Below are 19,140 nucleotides of genomic sequence, written 5' to 3'. Positions count from 1 at the left end.
TCGGATGAACAGCAATAAAGCATTAATGGCGCGTCGCAGCGACGCGGTCCCGCGCGGCGTCGGCCAGATCCATCCTATCTTCGCCGAGCGCGCGGAGAACTGCCGGGTGTGGGACGTCGAAGGGCGGGAATATCTCGATTTTGCCGGCGGTATCGCGGTGCTCAATACCGGCCACCTGCATCCGCAGATTGTCGCCGCCGTGGAGGACCAGCTGAAAAAGCTGTCCCATACCTGCTTCCAGGTGCTGGCCTACGAGCCCTACCTGGCGCTGTGCGAAAAGATGAACCAGAAGGTGCCAGGTGATTTCGCCAAGAAAACCCTGCTGGTCACCACCGGGTCGGAAGCGGTGGAGAACGCGGTGAAGATCGCCCGCGCGGCAACCGGGCGCAGCGGCGCTATCGCCTTCACCGGCGCCTATCACGGCCGTACCCACTACACCCTGTCGCTGACCGGTAAAGTGAATCCTTACTCCGCCGGTATGGGCTTAATGCCGGGCCACGTCTATCGCGCCCTATACCCGTGCGCGCTGCACGGCGTCAGCGATGACGAGGCGATCGCCAGCATCCATCGCATCTTCAAAAACGATGCCGCGCCGGAAGATATCGCCGCCATCATTATCGAGCCGGTGCAGGGTGAAGGCGGATTCTATGCCGCCTCCCCGGCCTTTATGCAGCGCCTGCGCGCCCTGTGCGACGAGCACGGCATTATGCTCATCGCCGATGAGGTTCAGAGCGGCGCGGGCCGCACCGGTACCCTGTTCGCCATGGCGCAGATGGGCGTCGCGGCGGATATCACCACCTTCGCCAAATCCATCGCCGGCGGTTTCCCGCTGGCGGGCGTCACCGGCCGCGCGGAAGTGATGGACGCCATCGCCCCCGGCGGACTGGGCGGCACCTACGCTGGCAACCCCATCGCCTGCGCCGCCGCCCTGGCGGTATTGCAGATTTTCGAGCAGGAAAACCTGCTGGAAAAAGCCAACCAGCTCGGCGATACCCTGCGCCAGGGCCTGCTGGCGATCGCTGAAAATCATCCGGAGATCGGCGATGTCCGCGGTCTGGGAGCGATGATCGCCATCGAGCTGTTTGAAGAAGGCGACCACAGCAGACCGAATGCAAGACTCACGGCGGATATCGTCGCCCGCGCGCGCGACAAAGGCCTGATCCTGCTCTCCTGCGGGCCGTACTACAACGTACTGCGCATCCTGGTGCCACTGACCATCGAAGAGGCGCAGATCGAGCAGGGGCTGAAGATCATCGCCGACTGCTTTACCGAGGCGAAACAGGCATAAAACAACAGATATGCGGACACGAAGTACGTTAGTAAGGGAATGAAGACGAGACCTGCAAAACAATAATTATACGCGTGCCCCGGCGCGGGAATGTCGGGGCGCTCTCCCAGGTGACACACTTCGAGAGGGTAAATGATGGGGCAACTGTCGCAATCACAGGATTTAGGGGCGGGACTGAAGTCGCGCCACGTCACAATGTTATCTATCGCCGGGGTGATCGGCGCGAGTTTATTTGTCGGATCCAGCGTCGCCATTGCCGAGGCGGGCCCGGCGGTGCTGCTGGCCTATCTGTTTGCCGGGCTGCTGGTGGTGATGATTATGCGTATGCTGGCCGAAATGGCGGTCGCCACGCCGGATACCGGCTCCTTTTCCACCTACGCCGATAAAGCCATCGGCCGCTGGGCGGGGTATACCATCGGCTGGCTGTACTGGTGGTTTTGGGTCCTGGTTATTCCGCTGGAAGCCAATATCGCGGCGATTATTTTGCATTCATGGGTGCCGGGCGTCCCGGTGTGGTTGTTCTCCCTGGTCATCACCCTCGCCCTCACCGGCAGTAACCTGCTGAGCGTCAAAAACTACGGCGAATTCGAGTTCTGGCTGGCGCTGTGCAAAGTGGTCGCTATTCTGGCGTTTATCGTACTGGGCGCGGTCGCCATTACCGGTTTTTATCCCTATGCCGAGGTGAGCGGCATTTCGCGTCTGTGGGATCACGGCGGCTTTATGCCCAACGGCTTCGGCGCGGTGCTCAGCGCGATGCTGATCACCATGTTCTCGTTTATGGGCGCGGAGATTGTCACCATTGCCGCCGCCGAATCAGATACTCCGGATAAACATATCGTGCGCGCCACTAACTCGGTGATCTGGCGTATCTCTATTTTTTATCTGTGCTCGATCTTTATCGTCGTCGCCCTCATCCCGTGGAATATGCCGGGGCTGAAGAGCATCGGCTCCTACCGCTCGGTGCTCGAGCTGCTGCATATTCCCTATGCCAAGCTGATTATGGACGGCGTGATCCTCCTGTCGGTCACCAGCTGTCTGAACTCGGCGCTGTATACCGCTTCGCGGATGCTCTACTCCCTGAGCCGCCGCGGCGATGCGCCGGCCATCATGGGGCGGACCAACCGCAGCAAAACGCCGTACGTGGCGGTGCTGCTCTCCACCGGCGCGGCATTCCTCACCGTGGTGGTGAACTACTACGCGCCTGCCAAGGTGTTTAAATTCCTCATCGACAGCTCCGGCGCCATCGCTCTGCTGGTCTATCTGGTGATCGCCGTTTCGCAACTGCGGATGCGTAAAATCCTTCAGGCGCAAGGCGGCGAAATCCGTCTCAGAATGTGGCTCTATCCGTACCTGACCTGGCTGGTGATCGCCTTTATCACCTTCGTGTTGGTGGTGATGCTGTTCCGTCCGGCGCAGCAGCTGGAGGTGATCTCTACCGGCCTGTTAGCATTGGGAATTATTTGTACGGTACCGATTATGTCGCGCTGGAAAAAGCTGGTATTGTGGCAAAAACTGCCGCTGCAAAATACGCGTTAACCCTCTTCCCGGCGCCCGCCGGGAAGAGTATTCAGGAGTAAGAACATGACCGCCATTTCCCAGGCGACGGCCATTGACGGGTACCGTTGGTTAAAAAACGACATCATCCGCGGGGTCTACCAACCCGATGAGAAGCTGCGGATGAGCCTGTTGACCTCGCGCTATGCCCTGGGGGTCGGTCCGCTGCGCGAGGCGCTTTCGCAGCTGGTGGCCGAGCGGCTGGTGACGGTGGTCAATCAGAAAGGCTATCGGGTAGCGCCCATGTCGGAACAGGAGCTTCTCGATATCTTCGACGCGCGCGCCAACATGGAAGCCATGCTGGTGCGCCTCGCCATTGAGCGCGGCGGCGATGAGTGGGAAGCCGAGCTGCTGGCCCGCGCCCATCTGCTCAACAAGCTGGAGTCGTGCGAAGCGAGTGAGCACTTACTCGATGAATGGGACCAGCGCCATCAGGCATTTCACACCGCCATCGTCGCCGGCTGCGGTTCGCAGTATCTGCTGCAGATGCGCGAACGGCTGTTCGACCTGGCGGCCCGCTACCGCTTCATCTGGCTGCGCACCACTGTGCTGTCGGTGGAGATGCTGGAAGATAAGCATGTCCAGCATCAGACTCTGGTGGACGCTATTCTGGCGCGCGACGCTGAACAGGCCAGCGCGCTGATGCGCGAGCACTTACTGACTCCGATTCCGATTATTCAGCAGGCGATGGCCGGCAAGCTGCAGCCGCAGGTAGTGTGAGTCAGGCGGCGGGGTAGAAAGTACGGGGATGCCGGCAACGTCTTCGTCACGCTCCTCCACGCCGCACGGGCGTGGAGAAATCGTATCCGTAGATCAATCAGGCCCGCAGACGAACCGGCTCGCTGAAATCGTCGGCCGGTTCCAGCTTCAGATTAAAGGTGGTCAGCAGCGCTGCCGCGCGCTCGTGAAACTCGCGCAGCGTTTTTTCCAGTCTGTCGCTCACTTCCGGGTCGTCAATGTCGACCGCCTGCCATGACCCTTCTTTATTGAACAGACCAAACTGGTAGCTATAGGTGAAACGTGACTCTTGTGCTTCCATTTCCATCCACCAGCCCCAGAATTCACGCTTCTCCGGCGCGGGCTTAACATTGACGCAAACTGCCAGGCAATCGAAAAAGAAACGGTTGTCATGGCACTGCTCTTCGCGAATGTAAGGCCCTAGCGCCGTGAATTTCTTGATCAACTTACTTTTCAGGTGTCCACTCGGTAACGTCATTGCGATCTCCTTTAGTGATGCAACTGTTTTACCAAACCAATAGAATTTAGCAATAAATTAACCAAATCTATGATTGATCCAGCGGGCGATCTGTCGCAATGCGTGATCAAAATTGCGATACACCGGGTTAAACGGGATCTCCAGCAGTTTGCCATCGGCAGATGACGAGGTGATTAACCGCGACTCCTCTTCAGGGCTGAACGGATCATCCTTCCAGAAGCCGGAGAGCATCGGCGTCGGGCAACGGCGCCCCAGCAGTCCCTGGGTTTTGAGCGAATAGCGATTGAGCTCCACGCGCAGCGCTTCATCGGATGCGTCATGCATGCCCAGCCGCGAGGCCAGCACGTCGAGGTACATCTCCGGCACGCGCCCCTGATGCAGGGGATCCACCAGCAGACCGTGGACCACCGGCCCCAGACAGGCTACGGCCTTCAGCCGCTGCGGCTCCAGGTAACCGAGACGCACCGCGATATTGGCGCCAAAGCGGAAGCCGAAGGCGGCGACCCGGGTATGGTCAATCCACGGCACATTTTCCAGATGGCGCAGCGCGTGCTGATGCAGCAGGCTGGTGTCCTGATTCAGCGTCCATTTTGATGAGAAGCCGATGGAGGGCATATCAATGGTCAGCATGGCAATGCCGAGCGGTGAGAAGTAGTTTTCATACAGGTTGTAATAATCGGTCTGCAGCGAGTCCAGCCCCCCGCACATCAGCACCGTCGGAAACGGCCCCTCGCCTTTCGGCATATGCAAAAAGCCGGTTATCGGCGAGCCGCCAGGGATAGTAAACTCCAGCTCGCGCAGGGCGCCAGGCAGCCGCTGGGCGGCCTCTTCATACGCCCGGTTGGCTAAAGCCTGCGCCTGTTCCGCCAGCTCATCGCCTTTGATATGCGGATAAGCGGCAATGCTGTACAGGTTCGAAGCATGCAGCCAGTGGCGGCCGCTCAGCAAAGGATCGGCTTCCTGCCCGGCCTTTTGCTGCCACTGCATGGCTTCTTTCGCCCACTCAAAAATCCAGTTGCCGCCGCGATAGCCGATAACGGTATCGAACAGCTCGGGATCGGTTCGTTCGGCCTCGCTCATTACAATGCGCGCTTGCACATCGAGAATCTCTTGCGGGGTTACGCCGCGCCAGATCCACATTAAGCGATTGATCAGACGGTACCAGTGATCGACGTGATTGCCGCTCAGCGCTGACTGCATCGCCTGGGGTTTTCCGGCAGAAAACCGGCGCACCAGCGTAGAGGTTTCTGGATGTTTGAAGCGAGGTTTAAACAGCGTTTCGCTAAGGTTAGCCTGTGACATGTGCAGTCTCCGTCGTAGTGCCACTCCGGATATTGTAACCTGCTAAAGGATAAAAAAAACCACGCCCGGCAAGCCGGGCGTGGTAAATAGCACTGTCCTGAAGAATTAACGACCTGCGATAGGCGGTACAAACACCACGCCCATATCCCACGGCTGTTCAATCCAGGTATCCTGCGGAATATCAACCACGTAATCATCCACCAGCGGACGGCCTGCCGGTTTGGCGAAAATGGTGACAAAGTGCGCTTTGGGATACATTTCGCGGATCGCCACAGCGGTCCCGCCGGTATCCACCAGATCGTCGATAACAATAAAGCCTTCGCCATCGCCTTCCGCACGTTTCAGCACTTTCAGCTCGCGCTGGTTATCATGGTCGTAGCTGGAGATGCATACGGTATCAACATGACGAATGCCCAGTTCACGCGCCAGTAACGCTCCCGGTACCAGTCCGCCGCGGCTAACGGCAATAATGCCTTTCCATTGCTCAACCGGCAGCAGACGGCTGGCCAGTTTGCGGGCGTGAATCTGCAACATGTCCCAGGTGACGACGTATTTTTCGCTCATGTGAAGTGTCCCAGCCTGTGTAATACGGCTTAAATAATGTTCGAGGGGGAAAATGGTTGCGCGAGATTATAGAGATCTGACGCACTAAAAACCAGTGTTAAGCGGTTTGCGCAACGCTTTTTGCGTTGTTTACACTACCTGCGGCGGTGGAAAGTGGTATTCTCAACCCCATCGCGCAAGCCCGGGCTTGTTGTGTATTTTAACGCTAACCCTCGTCCTGCAACCGCTGTATGCAGGAGTCTGTAAGGAGACTTACCGTGTCTGAACTGTCTCAACTATCCCCGCAGCCGCTTTGGGATATTTTTGCCAAGATTTGCTCCATCCCGCACCCGTCCTATCACGAAGAACAGCTCGCCGAGCACATTATGGGTTGGGCAAAAGAAAAAGGCTTACACGCGGAACGCGACCAGGTTGGCAACATTCTGATTCGTAAAGGCGCGACTGCCGGTATGGAAAACCGTAAGCCGGTAGCGCTGCAGGCGCACCTCGATATGGTGCCGCAGAAAAATAACGACACCGTCCACGACTTCGCCAAAGATCCGATTCAGCCGTACATTGACGGCGAATGGGTGAAAGCGCGCGGCACCACGCTGGGCGCGGACAACGGTATCGGGATGGCGTCCGCACTGGCGGTACTGGCCGACGACAGCGTCGCTCACGGCCCGCTGGAAGTGCTGCTGACCATGACCGAAGAAGCCGGCATGGACGGTGCCTTCGGTCTGCAGGCCAACTGGCTGCAGGCCGATATCCTGATCAACACCGACTCCGAAGAAGAAGGCGAAATCTACATGGGTTGCGCCGGCGGGATCGATTTCACCTCTAACCTGGCGCTGACCCGCGAAGCGATTCCGGCCGGGTTCCAGAGCTTTAAAGTCACCTTAAAAGGGCTGAAAGGCGGCCACTCCGGCGGTGATATTCACCTTGGTCTGGGTAACGCCAACAAGCTGCTGTCGCGCTTCCTCGCCGGCCACGCCGATGAGCTGGATCTGCGTCTGGTCGATTTCAACGGCGGCACGTTGCGCAACGCCATCCCGCGTGAAGCTTACGCTACTGTCGCCGTCGCCGCGGATAAAGCCGATGCGCTGAAAGCGCTGGTGAATACTTACCAGGCGCTGCTGAAAAACGAGCTGGAGGCCAAAGAGAAGAACCTGGTGGTGCTCGTGGAAGCGGTCGATAACGACAAAGCGGCGCTGACTCAGGCTTCCCGCGACGGTTTCATCCGCCTGCTGAACGCCACGCCGAACGGGGTTATCCGCAACTCTGACGTGGCGAAAGGCGTAGTGGAAACTTCGCTGAACGTCGGCGTCGTCACCATGACCGATGACAACGTACAGATCCACTGCCTGATCCGCTCGCTGATCGACAGCGGCAAAGACTACGTGGTCAGCATGCTGGATTCTCTGGGTAAGCTGGCGGGGGCGAAAACCGAAGCCAAAGGCGCTTACCCTGGCTGGCAACCGGACGCCAATTCGCCGGTGATGCACCTGGTGCGCGAGACCTATCAGCGTCTGTTCAACAAGACGCCGAACATCCAGATCATCCACGCCGGTCTGGAATGCGGCCTGTTCAAAAAACCGTATCCGGAAATGGACATGGTCTCCATCGGGCCGACCATTACCGGTCCGCACTCTCCGGATGAGCAGGTACATATCGAAAGCGTCGGCCAGTACTGGACGCTGCTGACCGAGCTGCTGAAAGCCATTCCGGCTAAATAAGCACCACCACCGGCGGCAGTCCGCCGCCGGTTTTTCACCCGCCTCACCTTAGCGACCCGCGCTTTCCATCCGGTAGTTAATAAACCACTCTCCGCGCGCCGCTACCCGCTGCTCAGCCACCACCTTAAAGCCATGGGCTGTAAAACAGGGTTTTGCCGTAATGCTGGCGTCCACCGTCAGGATTTGCGCAGGATACTGAGCGCAGAGCGCCTCGATAAGCGCGCCGCCGATACCCTGCCGGCCATGATCCGGCGAGACGAAGAGTAAATCGATATGCGTCCCGATGGCGGTGATAAAGCCAACCGGTTGATGCTCTACTTCCGCCACCAGCCCGATTGAATCAGCCAGCTTTTGCCGCCATCGCGTCTCATCCACCTGCGCCCAGGCCGCAATCTGCGCCGGGGTATAGTCCCGGCTGGCCGTTTCCCGCACCGCGCGCAGAAAGATCTGGCAGAGCAGTGGTAAATCGCTGTCGTGGTAAGGGCGAATGTGCATGGTTAAATCCCTAATAAAAGCTGCCTTTCCAGCTGCGGATCGAGCAGCGTTACGTGGAGCCCAACCAGACGCACGCCACGTCCGCCACGGCGCTCATCCCAGGCCTTGTGCGCGGTGGCAATCAGATCCGCTTTGTTCAGCCGCGGCCAGACGTGCTCCTGGGTGGTCAGCTGGAAGTCATTGAATTTCAGTTTAATCCCCTGACGGGCGATCAGCAGGTCCGGTTTAACCTTCGCCAGCCGGCGCTCCAGCTCCGGGTAGAGGTTTTCGATTATCGCTTCGCACTCCGGCCATTCGTGAATATCTTCCGCCAGGGTGCGCTCCACGCCCACCGACTTGCGCTGCCGGTCGTTATGGATTTCCCGCTCATCAATCCCGTGGCTGCGCTCCCACAAAATACGGCCAAATTTACCGAAGCGCTTAAGCAGCATGGCCAGATCGCTGTTCTGCACATCGCCACAGGTACGCAGGCCCATATTTTCCAGCTTCGCTGCCGATACCTTCCCGACGCCGGGTATTTTCGCCAGCGGCAGCGCCCGCACAAACTCAGCCACCTGATGGGGAGCGATAACGAACTGGCCGTTGGGTTTATTCATGTCAGAGGCGATTTTGGCAAGAAACTTTACCGGCGCGACCCCCGCCGAGGCGGTGAGGCGCAGCTCCCGTTCAATGGTTTCGCGGATCTCCTGGGCTATCAGGGTGGCCGACCCGTGACAATGCACGCTGTCGCTGACGTCAAGATAGGCTTCATCCAGCGACAGCGGCTCAATGCGCGAGGTGTAGCGGGAGAATATTTCGCGGATATGGTTCGAGGCTTCTTTGTAGGCATCGAAGCGGCCGGGAAGCAGTGTGAGATGCGGGCACAGCTTGAGCGCTGTCGCCGTCGGCATAGCGCTGCGCACGCCAAACTTGCGCGCAGGATAGTTCGCGGTACTAATCACGCCACGCTGTACCCGACTGCCGCCTATTGCGAGGGGGATATCGCGCAACGCCGGGTTGTCGCGCATCTCCACCGCCGCAAAGAAACAGTCCATATCGACATGGATAATTTTACGCATCGTCAGACTCAACACTGTATACCCATACAGCATAGCAAAACTCGCTGCGAATTTGATGCTTTTTTTATTTCATCGGCTAAAAAAGCGGTCAAAACATAAAAATGCAATGAATTATGTTTATTTTCATAAAGTTAACGGATGAATCTGGAAGGTGTAATCATGAAGAAAATACTTACCGCACTTTGCCTGCTGGCCACCGCCAGCGCCTGGGCAGCCCCACAGCTGATTGCCCACCGCGGCGGCACCGGCGATGCGCCGGAAAATACCCTGCCAGCGATCAAGCTGGCGCTGGAGAATAACGCTGAGGCCATCTGGGTCACCGTGCAGTTAAGCCGCGACGGCGTGCCGGTGCTCTACCGGTCAAGCGATCTTTCCGCATTGACCAATAGCAAGGGCAAAGTTTCCAGTTTGACCGCCGCCGAGCTGGCGAAAGTCGATGCCGGCTGGAAATGGGGTGATGACAGCCACCCCTGGCGCGGCAAGCAGGCCACCATTCCCACGCTGCAAGCCGTTTTGCAGCAATGGCCGCACACGTTCTTCTACATCGACATTAAATCTCCTGATGCCGACCCGACCGTGATGGGCGAGCGCCTGCTTGCGGTGTTAAAAGCCACGCACAGCCTCAATCGCGTACGGGTCTATTCCACCGAAGACCGCTATATCGCCGCGCTGCCGCCGGCTATTCCCCGCTTCGTCACCCGTAGCGAAACCCGCACCAGGCTCGCCAGTATTTCGCTCAGCCATCAGTGCCAACCTGCCAGCCAGCGCGAAGGCGAACAGTGGTATGGGCTGGAGCTGAAGCGCAAGGTAGAGGTGGTGGAGAAATTCACCCTTGGAGAAGGGATCTCCCCGGCGACGCTCACCTGGGATAAAGAGGCGATGGATTGCTTCCGCTCACAGGGCAAAGCGCAGATTATCTTCTTCGGCATCAACAGTGCGGAAGATTACCGTACGGCGAAGGAGCTGGGCGCTGACGGCGTGATGGTCGATTCCCCGGCGCAGGCGAAAAGCTGGCAGTAAGAGCGCAAAGGGATAAAAAAGGCCGCGAAAGCGGCCTCACGTTGCTGGCATGTTGTTGCCGGGTGGCGACTGGCGCCTTACCCGGCCTACAAAACCAAAGCCGCTGGCCCGGCAAGCGCAGCGCCTCCGGGCCAAAATGGCCAAAGATTACAAAATACGCCGCTGCTGGCGCTGCGCCTCGCGGGCGAGACGTTTCTTACGCGCGTCGCAGGGCTCAGGACAGTCGCAGACTTTCTCCAGCCCCAGCGAGGAGATCCCCCCGCAGCTGCCCTGAATGCTCTTGCGCTTCACCAGGTAGCCCAGCGACATCCCGAGGATCACCAGCGCAAAAATCACAAAGGTTGCGACAAACACCGTCAGCATCGTCAGCCTCCAAAGTCGTCGAGCAGAATATTCTCGTCCTCGACGCCCAGATCCTTCAGCATCTTAATCACCGCGGCATTCATTACCGGCGGCCCGCACATGTAGAACTCGCAGTCTTCCGGCGCCGGGTGATCGCGCAGATAGTTCTCGTACAGAACGTTATGGATAAAGCCGGTATGCCCCGTCCAGTTATCTTCCGGCAGCGGATCGGAGAGCGCGACGTGGAAGGTAAAGTTCGGGTTATCCCGCGCCAGCTGTTCAAACTCATCATCGTAGAACATCTCGCGCAGCGAGCGCGCTCCGTACCAGAAGCTAATTTTGCGTGTGCTGTGCAGGCGCTTGAGCTGGTCGAAAATATGCGAACGCATCGGCGCCATCCCGGCGCCGCCGCCGATAAACACCATCTCGGCGTCGGTTTCTTTGGCAAAGAACTCGCCGAACGGCCCGGAAATCGTCACCTTATCGCCCGGCTTCAGCGACCAGATATAGGACGACATGATCCCCGGCGGGGCATCCGGCACCTTCGGCGGCGGCGTCGCAATGCGCACGTTGAGCATAATGATACCCTTCTCTTCCGGATAGTTAGCCATCGAGTAGGCGCGCAGGGTCGGCTCTTTCACCTCAGAGACGTAGCGGAACAGGTTGAACTTGTCCCAGTCCGAGCGGTATTCATCCGGAACATCGAAGTCAGCATAGGCCACTTTATGCGGCGGGCATTCGATCTGAATATAGCCCCCCGCGCGGAACGGCACCACCTCCCCCTCCGGGATCCGCAGCTTGAGCTCTTTAATGAAAGTGGCTTTGTTATCATTGGAGATAACTTCACACTCCCATTTTTTCACACCGAAGATTTCCTCCGGTAGCTCAATCTTCATGTTCTGCTTCACCGCGACCTGGCAAGCCAGACGGCAGCCGGCTTTGGCTTCACGTTTGGTAATATGCGAAAGCTCGGTCGGCAGGATATCGCCGCCGCCCTCTTTAATAGTCACCCGACACTGGCCGCAGGAGCCGCCGCCGCCGCAGGCGGAGGAGACAAAAATCCCGTTGCTCGACAGCGTGTTCAGCAGCTTATCCCCCGCCGGGGTGCGGATCTGCTTATCCGCTTCGTTATTGATCTCAATAACCACGTCGCCCGCGTTCACCAGCTTTGAGCGCGCTGCCAGGATAAGCCCCGACAGCACCAGCACAATCAGCGTGAACATCACGACGCCAAGAATAATTTCCATACTTATTCGCCCTTATAGCTGCACGCCTGAGAAGGACATAAAGCCCAGCGCCATCAACCCGGTGGTAATAAAGGTGATCCCTAACCCGCGCAAGCCGGCAGGCACGTTGGCGTACTTCATCTTTTCACGGATCCCCGCCATCGCCACAATCGCAAGCATCCAGCCGATGCCGGAGCCGAAGCCGTAGACGATGGATTCCGGGAAGTTGTAATCACGCTGCACCATGAACGACACACCGCCAAAAATCGCGCAGTTAACTGCAATCAGCGGCAGGAAGATCCCCAGCGCGTTGTATAGCGCCGGGAAGTACTTATCGAGGATCATCTCGAGGATCTGCACCAGCGCGGCGATCACCCCGATAAAGGTGATGAAGTTCAGGAAGCTGAGGTCCACCCCTTCCACCAGCGCGCCGTCGCGCAGCACCAGGTTATACACCAGGTTGTTGATCGGTACGGCAAGACCCAGCACCACCGTCACCGCAACGCCGAGGCCGAAGGCGGTGGAGACCTTTTTCGACACCGCGAGGAAGGTACACATCCCGAGGAAGAAGGCCAGCGCCATGTTTTCAACGAACACCGCGCGGACAAACAGGCTAATGTAATGAGCCATCATCGATTACTCCTTTTCCTGCTGTTCAGGCTTCCAGCTACGCAGAGCCCAAATCAGTAAACCGATAATGAAGAACGCGCTCGGCGCCAGCAGGAACAGGCCGTTCGGCTGATACCAGCCGCCGTTCTGCACCGTCTCCAGCACCGTGATCCCGAACAGCTTGCCGCTGCCGATAAGCTCGCGCAGGAAGCCGACGATAATCAGGATCGCGCCGTAGCCGAGACCGTTGCCGATACCGTCCATAAAGCTGGCCAGCGGCGGCGACTTCATAGCGTAAGCTTCGGCGCGGCCCATCACGATGCAGTTGGTGATGATAAGCCCGACGAATACCGACAGCTGCTTGGAAGTCTCATAGGCGAAAGCCCGCAGTAGCTGATCCACCACGATAACCAGCGAGGCGATGATCGCCATCTGCACGATGATGCGCACGCTGTTGGGAATGTGGTGGCGGATCATCGAGATAAACATGCTGGAGAACGCCGTCACCAGGGTTACCGCAATGGTCATCACGAAGGCGGTTTCCAGTTTAGTGGTGACCGCCAGCGCGGAGCAGACGCCCAGCACCTGCAGGGCGATGGGGTTATTGGCGATGAGCGGGCCCACTAGCACGCGCTTCACCTCTTTCATATCGCTCTGTTCAGCCATTGTTCAGCCCTCCTTCACGCACCTTTTTCAGGAACGGACCAAAGCCCAGTTCACCCATCCAGAAATCAAAGCTGTGCTGTACGCCATTTGACGTCAGCGTGGCGCCCGATAAGCCATCAACCGCATGCAGGTCACCAGCGCGCGCGCCGCCTTTGACCACTCTCAGCGCCGGCATGCCGTTGTCATCCAGCACCTGCTTGCCGACAAACTGCTGGCGCCAGTTCGGGTTCTCCACTTCGCCGCCCAGCCCCGGCGTTTCGCCCTGATCGTAGTAAGTAATGCCTTTTACCGTGCGGCCATCGACGTCCAGCGCCACGAAGGCATACATCATCGACCACAGGCCGTTGCCATAAATGGGCAACACCACCTGCTCAATCTTCTGCTGCGCGTCACGCACCAGGTAGATTTCCGCCAGGTTGCTGCGTCGCTTTATACCAGCCGGATCCTGACTGGCGTCCAGGGCCATACTCTGCTGCGGATCCTTCAGCGCCTGGGCCTGATTAAATTTACCCGGGTCTTTCTCCAGCAGTTCGCCGGTGGCCAGATTCACCAGTCGCGGGGTAATGCGCGCCGCGAAGGTGTCCGCTACCGCATCCGCATCCATACCGGGGTGCATCAGCCCTGACACTGCCAGGATATTGCGCTGCTTATCCAGCGCCCGTTGCGCCTGCTGGCGGGATTTCAGCCCCACGGCCGAGCCCGCTACTACAATGGAGCAGACCAGACAAAGCACCAGCACCACCAGCAGCGTTTTGCCGATGCTATCGTTACTTTTCTTCTCAGCCACGCGACTTCCTCCGCTTAATATTGGCCTGCACCACCAGGTAGTCGAACAGCGGTGCGAAGAGGTTGGCGAAGAGGATCGCCAGCATCATCCCTTCCGGATAAGCCGGGTTCACCACGCGGATCAGCACGCACATCACGCCGATCAGCACGCCGTAACTCCATTTCCCTTTATCAGTAAACGAGGCGGATACCGGGTCCGTCGCCATAAACATCATGCCGAAGGCAAAGCCGCCGAGCACCAGATGCCAGTACCATGGCATAGCGAACATCGGGTTGGTGTCGGAGCCGATAACGTTAAACAGGGTGGCGGTGGCGATCATGCCGATCATTACCCCGGCGACGATGCGCCAGGACGCGACGCGGCCAAAGAGGATGATCGCGCCGCCGATCAGGATCATCAGCGTGGAGACTTCGCCAATCGAGCCCGGAATATTACCGAGGAAGGCGTCCATCCAGCTCACCGGGATGCCGGTAGCGACGTTAACCAGCGCTTCACCGCCGCCGCTGGCCCACTGGGAGAGCGGCGTCGCGCCGGAGAAACCGTCCGCTGCCGTCCACACCAGGTCGCCGGAGATTTGCGCCGGATAGGCGAAGAACAGGAACGCGCGCCCCGCCAGCGCCGGGTTGAGGAAGTTGCGCCCGGTGCCGCCGAAAATCTCCTTAGCGATCACCACCCCGAAGGAGATCCCCAGCGCCGCCTGCCACAGCGGCAGCGTGGGCGGGACGATCAGCGCAAACAGAATCGAGGTGACAAAGAAGCCTTCGTTGATCTCATGCTTGCGCACGATAGCGAACAGCACTTCCCAGAAGCCGCCGACGATAAAGACGGTGATATAGATAGGCAGGAAGAAGACCGCGCCTAAGGTCATCATGCTCAGCCAGCCGGCGTCGGCGCTGAAGCTCACCCCTAACCACTGGGCGATGCTGTAGTGCCAGTTGTTGGCGATCGCCTGCTGCAGTTGTTCGGCGCCGTAAAGCTTATGTAGCGCCGGAATGGTCTGCAGCCCGACGTTGTACATCCCCCAGAACATCGCCGGGAATACGGCAAACCACACGAGGATCATCATCCGCTTGAGGTCGATGGCGTCGCGCACGTGCGCCGCGCCGCGGGTGACCTGGCCTGGAGTGTAGAAGATGGTCGCCGCCGCCTCATACAGCGGGTAATATTTTTCCAGCTTGCCGCCGTGCGTGAAATGCGGCTCAAGTTTTTCAATCAGATGCTTTAAGCCCATCTCTTATCCTTCCTGCTCAATCCGGGTTAAAACGCTGCGCAGCGCCGGGCCATATTCATACTTCCCGGGGCAGACGTAGGTGCAGAGCGCCAGATCTTCTTCATCCAGCTCCAGACAGCCCAGCGCCTGAGCGCTGTCGGTGTCCCCGGCCAGCAGATCGCGCAGCAGTATGGTCGGCAGGATATCCAGCGGCATCACCCGTTCGTAGTTGCCGATCGGCACCATCGCCCGCTCGCCGCCGTGGGTATCGGTGGAGAAATGAAAGCGCTTGCGCTTGAAGAAATGGCCAAGCGTAGTGCGGGTTATCGAGAATTTCTCTTTGCCCGGCATCACCCAGCCGAAGAGCTCTTTTTCCCGCCCTTCTTTGACCACGCTCACCTGCAGATGGAAACGCCCAAGGAAGGCGTGAGGGCCATGGGCGCGGGTGCCGCTGAGCACCGAGCCGGAAATGACGCGGTTTTCCCCCTCCTCCAGCTCGCCCGCCAGCAGATCGTCCAGACTGGCGCCCAGCGTCGTTTTGACCAGCCGCGGCGACTTCACCTGCGGGCCGCCGAGCGCAATCACCCGCTCGCAGTTCAGCTCACCTTCAAGGAAAAGCTTACCAATGGCGATCGCGTCCTGATAATTGAGGTGCCAGACCTGCTTATTCAGGCTCACCGGCTCCAGAAAGTGAATATGCGTTCCCGGCAGCCCCGCCGGGTGCGGCCCGGTGAACTGGTTAAAACAGACCTGGCCAGCTGGATGACCGCCGAGCTTACCGCCGCTGGGCTGGCAGACGTGGACTTTCCCGTCGGTCAGACGCGTCAGCACGGTAAGGCCGGCGTCGAAAGCGGCCCGTTCGGCCAGAATAATCGGCTGCGGCTCCGCCGCCAGCGGATTGGTATCCATGGCGTTAACAAAGATAGCGGCCGGCACGCTGCCCGGGCGCGGCGTTTTACTGAATGGCCGGGTGCGCAGCGCCGTCCACAGGCCCGACGCCAACAGCTGCTGCTGCACGGTGTCGCGCGGCAGTTCAGCCAGCGCGTCCGCGGCGTAACGGGTAAACGCCACCGCGTCATTGCCCTCGATATCAATCACCACCGACTGCAACACGCGCCGTTCACCGCGGTGGATCGCGCTGACGACCCCGCTCGCCGGGGCGGTAAAGCAGACGCCGGGGATCTTTTTATCTTCGAACAGGATCTGACCTTTTTTGACCCGATCGCCTTCTTTGACCGCCATGGCGGGACGCATGCCGACGTACTCTTCGCCGAGTAGCGCGACGCGCTTCACCGCTGGCGCGGAAGAAATCTGCTGTAATGGCATGCCAGCTATGGGCAAATCCAGCCCTTTCGTGATTTTAATCATATCGTTAGCAGGTATCCGTAACCTCAACCCCGACGCAGGCCGGGGCCAGCTTATTGACAGAATGGTAGAGAAGAAAGGGCAAAACGGCGCCAGTAGCGCTCAGGACGGAAGAGAAGCATCCTTTCTTACTCTGGTGATGAACCGGCGCAAGTGTAACATTTCGTGAGCGGCGGCTGTAGCGCAAGGGGCGATAAGTGCTTCTAAAATGCGAGCTATTGCGCAAAGTTCTCACTGTGTTTTCGTCGGCGTCAGGGTATAAAGTGAGGCGGAATTGTAAACGCCGCCACGTCGCCCTTGCGAAAAAATGCCGTGATGCTAATGTGAGCGCTCTAAATCCAGAAAACTCTGATTTCGGGTCTCTCTTGCCGTCCTGGCAATGTGGCTATTTTGTTTTATCAAGGAACAAGCAGTATGCGCAAAATCGCATTATTTATTGCGATGCTTCTGCTGCCGTGCGTGTCATTTGCCGGGCTGCTCAGCAGCAACAGCCCGACGACGCCGGTTAGCAAAGAATATAAGCAGCAATTAATGGGTTCACCGGTTTACATTGAGATCTTTAAAGAAGAGCGCATGCTCGACCTTTACGTCAAAATGGGTGAGACCTACCAGCTCCTCGACAGCTATCGGATCTGCAACTACTCCGGTGGCCTGGGCCCGAAACAGCGCCAGGGCGATTTCAAGAGCCCGGAAGGGTTCTATAACGTCACCCGCAGCCAGCTCAAACCCGACAGTCGCTTCTATAAAGCGATTAATATCGGCTTCCCGAACGCCTACGATCGCGCCCATGGTTATGAAGGGAAATACCTGATGATCCACGGCGACTGCGTATCAGTCGGCTGCTACGCCATGACCGACAGCGGGATCGATGAGATCTTCCAGTTCGTGACCGGCGCCTTAGTCTTCGGTCAGCCAAGCGTGCAGGTGAGTATCTATCCGTTCCGCATGACCAACGCCAATATGGAACGCCACAAATACTCCTACTATGCGGATTTCTGGAAACAGCTGAAGCCTGGCTATGATTATTTCCAGCAGACCCACAAACCGCCGGTCGTATCAGTGACCGACGGCCGCTATGTGGTGAGCAAGCCGCTCAGCCACGAGGTTGTCCAGCCGCAGCTGGCCTCAAACTATACGCTCCCCGAGACAAAATAACGCCCACTCGCCTGGCATGATCTTATGCCAGGTCTCATTGGCCGTCAGCGGCTGTGTGGCGATAACCGTGACCACATCGTTGGGTGTGGTCTCGCGTTGAAAGTCGATCTCCACATCCTGGTCCAGCAGTTTTGCCACGCCGAACGGCGCCCGCCGGGTGATCCAGTGCAGGTTGGTCGAGCAGAACGCCATCACATAGCGTCCGTCCGATAGCAGCATGTTGAACACCCCTTTCTCACGCAGCTCCCCCGCCAGGGTGGCGATATACTTAAATACGCCCAGCATATTGCCCGGCGTACGCGGGTAGCGCTCGGTTAAGCGGTGCAGCAGCCAGCAGAAGGCCTTTTCACTGTCGGTTTCACCTACCGGGTGGAAATTGCCGGTTTTCAGCGATTTATAGCCTTTGAGCTGCCCGTTGTGCGCGTAGGTCCAGTTGCGCCCCCACAGCTCGCGGGTGAACGGATGCGTATTCTCCAGGGCCACCATCCCGCGGTTGGCCTGGCGGATATGCGCGACGACGGAACAGGACTTAATCGGGTAATCCTGGACCAGTTTCGCGATCGGCGACTGAAAGCTCGGCTGCGGATCTTTGAATGTGCGACAGCCTTTGCCTTCATAGAAGGTGATGCCCCAGCCGTCTTTATGCGGCCCCGTCCCGCCTCCGCGCTGTACCAGCCCGGTAAAGCTAAAACAGATATCTGTTGGCACATTGGCGCTCATCCCGAGCAGTTCGCACATAGATCACCTCACCATCACAAATCACGACGGCGCCGAAGCGAGGCCGCCGTCAACAGTACACACTCACCTGCCTGTTAGCCTTTCGCCATCTCTTTTTCGATCAGCATAATCAGGATATGGATCACTTTGATGTGGATCTCCTGAATGCGGTCGGCGTAGCCAAAGTGCGGCACGCGAATTTCAACATCGGCGCTCCCGGCCATCTTACCGCCGTCTTTACCGGTCAGGGTGATCACTTTCATCCCCTGCGCCCGCGCGGCTTCTATGGCCTTGATAACGTTGCCGGAGTTGCCGGAGGTGGAGATGCCAAGCAGCACATCGCCCGCGCGGCCGACGGATTCAACGTAGCGGGAGAATACATACTCATAGCCAAAATCATTGCTCACGCAGGAGAGATGGCTGACGTCGGAGATCGCAATGGCCGGATAACCCGGGCGGTTTTCGCGATAACGTCCGGTCAGCTCTTCCGCAAAATGCATCGCATCGCAATGGGAACCGCCGTTACCGCAGGACAGCACTTTACCACCCGCCTTAAAGCTATCCGCCAGCAGGACAGCGGCACGCTGGATAGCATGGATATTGGCTTCGTCCTGCAGAAAGTTAGCCAGCGTTTCCGCGGCTTCGTTCAGTTCGTTACGAATAAGATCCTGGTACATGAGGATAATCCTTCAGTATGAGTGGAATAACCCTGGCAGTGTACCGGATAGCCGCCGAAGCGAGAAGCAGCAGGCAGCGTTATCCCCCGCCCTTTTGATTTTATGTGCCGCTTTTGCATACAACAATGTGAGCAAGGTTGTAATTATTTTGTAAACACATTGCTAAATAAAAAA

General features: G+C 58.3%; 20 protein-coding genes. 6 read left to right on the top strand and 14 right to left on the bottom strand.

The window, feature by feature from the left end:
- Window positions 1-4: 4 nt before the first annotated feature.
- The 3 genes from gabT to csiR all read left to right on the top strand — a co-directional run bounded on the left by gabT (window position 5) and on the right by csiR (window position 3,562).
- On the top strand, window positions 5-1,288 hold the full coding sequence (gabT, locus tag MKS11_RS21800; RefSeq protein ID WP_284109691.1) for a 4-aminobutyrate--2-oxoglutarate transaminase: 1,284 nt from the start codon (window positions 5-7) through the stop codon (window positions 1,286-1,288).
- A 135-nt stretch (window positions 1,289-1,423) separates the two neighbouring features.
- On the top strand, window positions 1,424-2,824 hold the full coding sequence (gabP, locus tag MKS11_RS21795; RefSeq protein ID WP_004204661.1) for a GABA permease: 1,401 nt from the start codon (window positions 1,424-1,426) through the stop codon (window positions 2,822-2,824).
- A 45-nt stretch (window positions 2,825-2,869) separates the two neighbouring features.
- Window positions 2,870-3,562 (top strand): DNA-binding transcriptional regulator CsiR, encoded by a 693-nt coding sequence (gene csiR / locus MKS11_RS21790; protein WP_004204660.1) that lies wholly within the window; start codon window positions 2,870-2,872, stop codon window positions 3,560-3,562.
- 97 nt (window positions 3,563-3,659) lie between these two features.
- Here csiR and crl read toward each other — a convergent pair whose 3' ends face one another.
- The 3 genes from crl to gpt form a co-directional block, all read right to left on the bottom strand.
- Window positions 3,660-4,058, bottom strand: a complete 399-nt coding sequence (gene crl / locus MKS11_RS21785) for a sigma factor-binding protein Crl (protein ID WP_002889793.1) — start codon at window positions 4,056-4,058, stop codon at window positions 3,660-3,662.
- 57 nt (window positions 4,059-4,115) lie between these two features.
- On the bottom strand, window positions 4,116-5,360 hold the full coding sequence (gene frsA / locus MKS11_RS21780) for an esterase FrsA (RefSeq protein ID WP_004204644.1): 1,245 nt from the start codon (window positions 5,358-5,360) through the stop codon (window positions 4,116-4,118).
- 105 nt (window positions 5,361-5,465) lie between these two features.
- Window positions 5,466-5,924, bottom strand: coding sequence for a xanthine phosphoribosyltransferase (gene gpt / locus MKS11_RS21775; protein WP_002889733.1), 459 nt, complete (start codon window positions 5,922-5,924; stop codon window positions 5,466-5,468).
- Window positions 5,925-6,181: 257 nt separating this feature from the next.
- On the opposite strand from gpt, the gene pepD reads away from it, so the two are divergent.
- Window positions 6,182-7,639, top strand: coding sequence for a cytosol nonspecific dipeptidase (pepD, locus tag MKS11_RS21770; protein WP_042937963.1), 1,458 nt, complete (start codon window positions 6,182-6,184; stop codon window positions 7,637-7,639).
- Between the two features lie 48 nt (window positions 7,640-7,687).
- On the opposite strand, the gene MKS11_RS21765 is transcribed toward pepD, so the two are convergent.
- Both MKS11_RS21765 and dinB read right to left on the bottom strand, forming a co-directional pair.
- Entirely contained in the window at window positions 7,688-8,134 is a 447-nt protein-coding gene (locus MKS11_RS21765) for a GNAT family N-acetyltransferase (RefSeq protein ID WP_023319792.1), read from the bottom strand.
- 2 nt (window positions 8,135-8,136) lie between these two features.
- On the bottom strand, window positions 8,137-9,192 hold the full coding sequence (gene dinB / locus MKS11_RS21760) for a DNA polymerase IV (RefSeq protein ID WP_004204641.1): 1,056 nt from the start codon (window positions 9,190-9,192) through the stop codon (window positions 8,137-8,139).
- Window positions 9,193-9,351: 159 nt separating this feature from the next.
- Here dinB and MKS11_RS21755 point away from each other — a divergent pair, with 159 nt between their 5' ends.
- A complete protein-coding gene (locus MKS11_RS21755; RefSeq protein WP_087771494.1) occupies window positions 9,352-10,212 on the top strand; it encodes a glycerophosphodiester phosphodiesterase family protein in 861 nt (286 codons plus the stop codon).
- A 147-nt stretch (window positions 10,213-10,359) separates the two neighbouring features.
- On the opposite strand, the gene nqrM is transcribed toward MKS11_RS21755, so the two are convergent.
- The 7 genes from nqrM to MKS11_RS21720 are packed head-to-tail and all read right to left on the bottom strand — an operon-like array spanning window position 10,360 to window position 16,420.
- Window positions 10,360-10,575 (bottom strand): (Na+)-NQR maturation NqrM, encoded by a 216-nt coding sequence (gene nqrM, locus MKS11_RS21750; protein WP_004204638.1) that lies wholly within the window; start codon window positions 10,573-10,575, stop codon window positions 10,360-10,362.
- Window positions 10,576-10,577: 2 nt separating this feature from the next.
- On the bottom strand, window positions 10,578-11,801 hold the full coding sequence (gene nqrF, locus MKS11_RS21745) for an NADH:ubiquinone reductase (Na(+)-transporting) subunit F (RefSeq protein WP_004204637.1): 1,224 nt from the start codon (window positions 11,799-11,801) through the stop codon (window positions 10,578-10,580).
- Window positions 11,802-11,813: 12 nt separating this feature from the next.
- On the bottom strand, window positions 11,814-12,410 hold the full coding sequence (gene nqrE, locus MKS11_RS21740) for an NADH:ubiquinone reductase (Na(+)-transporting) subunit E (RefSeq protein ID WP_004177335.1): 597 nt from the start codon (window positions 12,408-12,410) through the stop codon (window positions 11,814-11,816).
- Window positions 12,411-12,416: 6 nt separating this feature from the next.
- Window positions 12,417-13,055: an NADH:ubiquinone reductase (Na(+)-transporting) subunit D gene (locus MKS11_RS21735; RefSeq protein ID WP_002889716.1), complete on the bottom strand. Its 639-nt coding sequence runs from the start codon at window positions 13,053-13,055 to the stop codon at window positions 12,417-12,419.
- Entirely contained in the window at window positions 13,048-13,842 is a 795-nt protein-coding gene (locus tag MKS11_RS21730) for a Na(+)-translocating NADH-quinone reductase subunit C (protein WP_023319788.1), read from the bottom strand. Before MKS11_RS21730 ends, MKS11_RS21735 begins: the two co-directional genes overlap by 8 nt.
- Window positions 13,835-15,073, bottom strand: coding sequence for an NADH:ubiquinone reductase (Na(+)-transporting) subunit B (locus MKS11_RS21725; protein ID WP_064188070.1), 1,239 nt, complete (start codon window positions 15,071-15,073; stop codon window positions 13,835-13,837). The genes MKS11_RS21730 and MKS11_RS21725 overlap by 8 nt, the downstream gene beginning before the upstream one ends.
- A gap of 3 nt (window positions 15,074-15,076) precedes the next feature.
- The gene (locus tag MKS11_RS21720) at window positions 15,077-16,420 is read right to left on the bottom strand and encodes a Na(+)-translocating NADH-quinone reductase subunit A (RefSeq protein ID WP_064188071.1); all 1,344 of its coding nucleotides are present in this window, start codon (window positions 16,418-16,420) and stop codon (window positions 15,077-15,079) included.
- 411 nt (window positions 16,421-16,831) lie between these two features.
- Here MKS11_RS21720 and dpaA point away from each other — a divergent pair, with 411 nt between their 5' ends.
- Window positions 16,832-17,572: a peptidoglycan meso-diaminopimelic acid protein amidase gene (gene dpaA, locus MKS11_RS21715; protein ID WP_002889699.1), complete on the top strand. Its 741-nt coding sequence runs from the start codon at window positions 16,832-16,834 to the stop codon at window positions 17,570-17,572.
- Here dpaA and MKS11_RS21710 read toward each other — a convergent pair.
- Entirely contained in the window at window positions 17,543-18,310 is a 768-nt protein-coding gene (locus MKS11_RS21710) for a class II glutamine amidotransferase (RefSeq protein ID WP_004204630.1), read from the bottom strand. The two genes, dpaA and MKS11_RS21710, sit on opposite strands and share 30 nt — an antisense overlap.
- A 74-nt stretch (window positions 18,311-18,384) precedes the next feature.
- Entirely contained in the window at window positions 18,385-18,966 is a 582-nt protein-coding gene (gene lpcA / locus MKS11_RS21705; RefSeq protein WP_004145825.1) for a D-sedoheptulose 7-phosphate isomerase, read from the bottom strand.
- Window positions 18,967-19,140: the final 174 nt, after the last annotated feature.

This window comes from Klebsiella sp. K5-45, assembly GCF_030128605.1.
GTDB classification, from domain to species: domain Bacteria; phylum Pseudomonadota; class Gammaproteobacteria; order Enterobacterales; family Enterobacteriaceae; genus Klebsiella; species Klebsiella quasipneumoniae.
Note: the sequence above shows the minus strand (reverse complement) of the source record. Positions and strands in the feature narration are given on the sequence as shown.

Bases quoted from the DNA above. Each gene is read 5' to 3' on its own strand.
- gabT (WP_284109691.1), top strand. From the start codon at position 5: ATGAACAGCAATAAAGCATTAATGGCGCGTCGCAGCGACGCGGTCCCG.
- gabP (WP_004204661.1), top strand. From the start codon at position 1,424: ATGGGGCAACTGTCGCAATCACAGGATTTAGGGGCGGGACTGAAGTCG.
- csiR (WP_004204660.1), top strand. From the start codon at position 2,870: ATGACCGCCATTTCCCAGGCGACGGCCATTGACGGGTACCGTTGGTTA.
- crl (WP_002889793.1), bottom strand. From the start codon at position 4,058: ATGACGTTACCGAGTGGACACCTGAAAAGTAAGTTGATCAAGAAATTC.
- frsA (WP_004204644.1), bottom strand. From the start codon at position 5,360: ATGTCACAGGCTAACCTTAGCGAAACGCTGTTTAAACCTCGCTTCAAA.
- gpt (WP_002889733.1), bottom strand. From the start codon at position 5,924: ATGAGCGAAAAATACGTCGTCACCTGGGACATGTTGCAGATTCACGCC.
- MKS11_RS21765 (WP_023319792.1), bottom strand. From the start codon at position 8,134: ATGCACATTCGCCCTTACCACGACAGCGATTTACCACTGCTCTGCCAG.
- dinB (WP_004204641.1), bottom strand. From the start codon at position 9,192: ATGCGTAAAATTATCCATGTCGATATGGACTGTTTCTTTGCGGCGGTG.
- MKS11_RS21755 (WP_087771494.1), top strand. From the start codon at position 9,352: ATGAAGAAAATACTTACCGCACTTTGCCTGCTGGCCACCGCCAGCGCC.
- nqrM (WP_004204638.1), bottom strand. From the start codon at position 10,575: ATGCTGACGGTGTTTGTCGCAACCTTTGTGATTTTTGCGCTGGTGATC.
- nqrF (WP_004204637.1), bottom strand. From the start codon at position 11,801: ATGGAAATTATTCTTGGCGTCGTGATGTTCACGCTGATTGTGCTGGTG.
- nqrE (WP_004177335.1), bottom strand. From the start codon at position 12,410: ATGGCTCATTACATTAGCCTGTTTGTCCGCGCGGTGTTCGTTGAAAAC.
- MKS11_RS21735 (WP_002889716.1), bottom strand. From the start codon at position 13,055: ATGGCTGAACAGAGCGATATGAAAGAGGTGAAGCGCGTGCTAGTGGGC.
- MKS11_RS21725 (WP_064188070.1), bottom strand. From the start codon at position 15,073: ATGGGCTTAAAGCATCTGATTGAAAAACTTGAGCCGCATTTCACGCAC.
- MKS11_RS21720 (WP_064188071.1), bottom strand. From the start codon at position 16,420: ATGATTAAAATCACGAAAGGGCTGGATTTGCCCATAGCTGGCATGCCA.
- dpaA (WP_002889699.1), top strand. From the start codon at position 16,832: ATGCGCAAAATCGCATTATTTATTGCGATGCTTCTGCTGCCGTGCGTG.
- MKS11_RS21710 (WP_004204630.1), bottom strand. From the start codon at position 18,310: ATGTGCGAACTGCTCGGGATGAGCGCCAATGTGCCAACAGATATCTGT.
- lpcA (WP_004145825.1), bottom strand. From the start codon at position 18,966: ATGTACCAGGATCTTATTCGTAACGAACTGAACGAAGCCGCGGAAACG.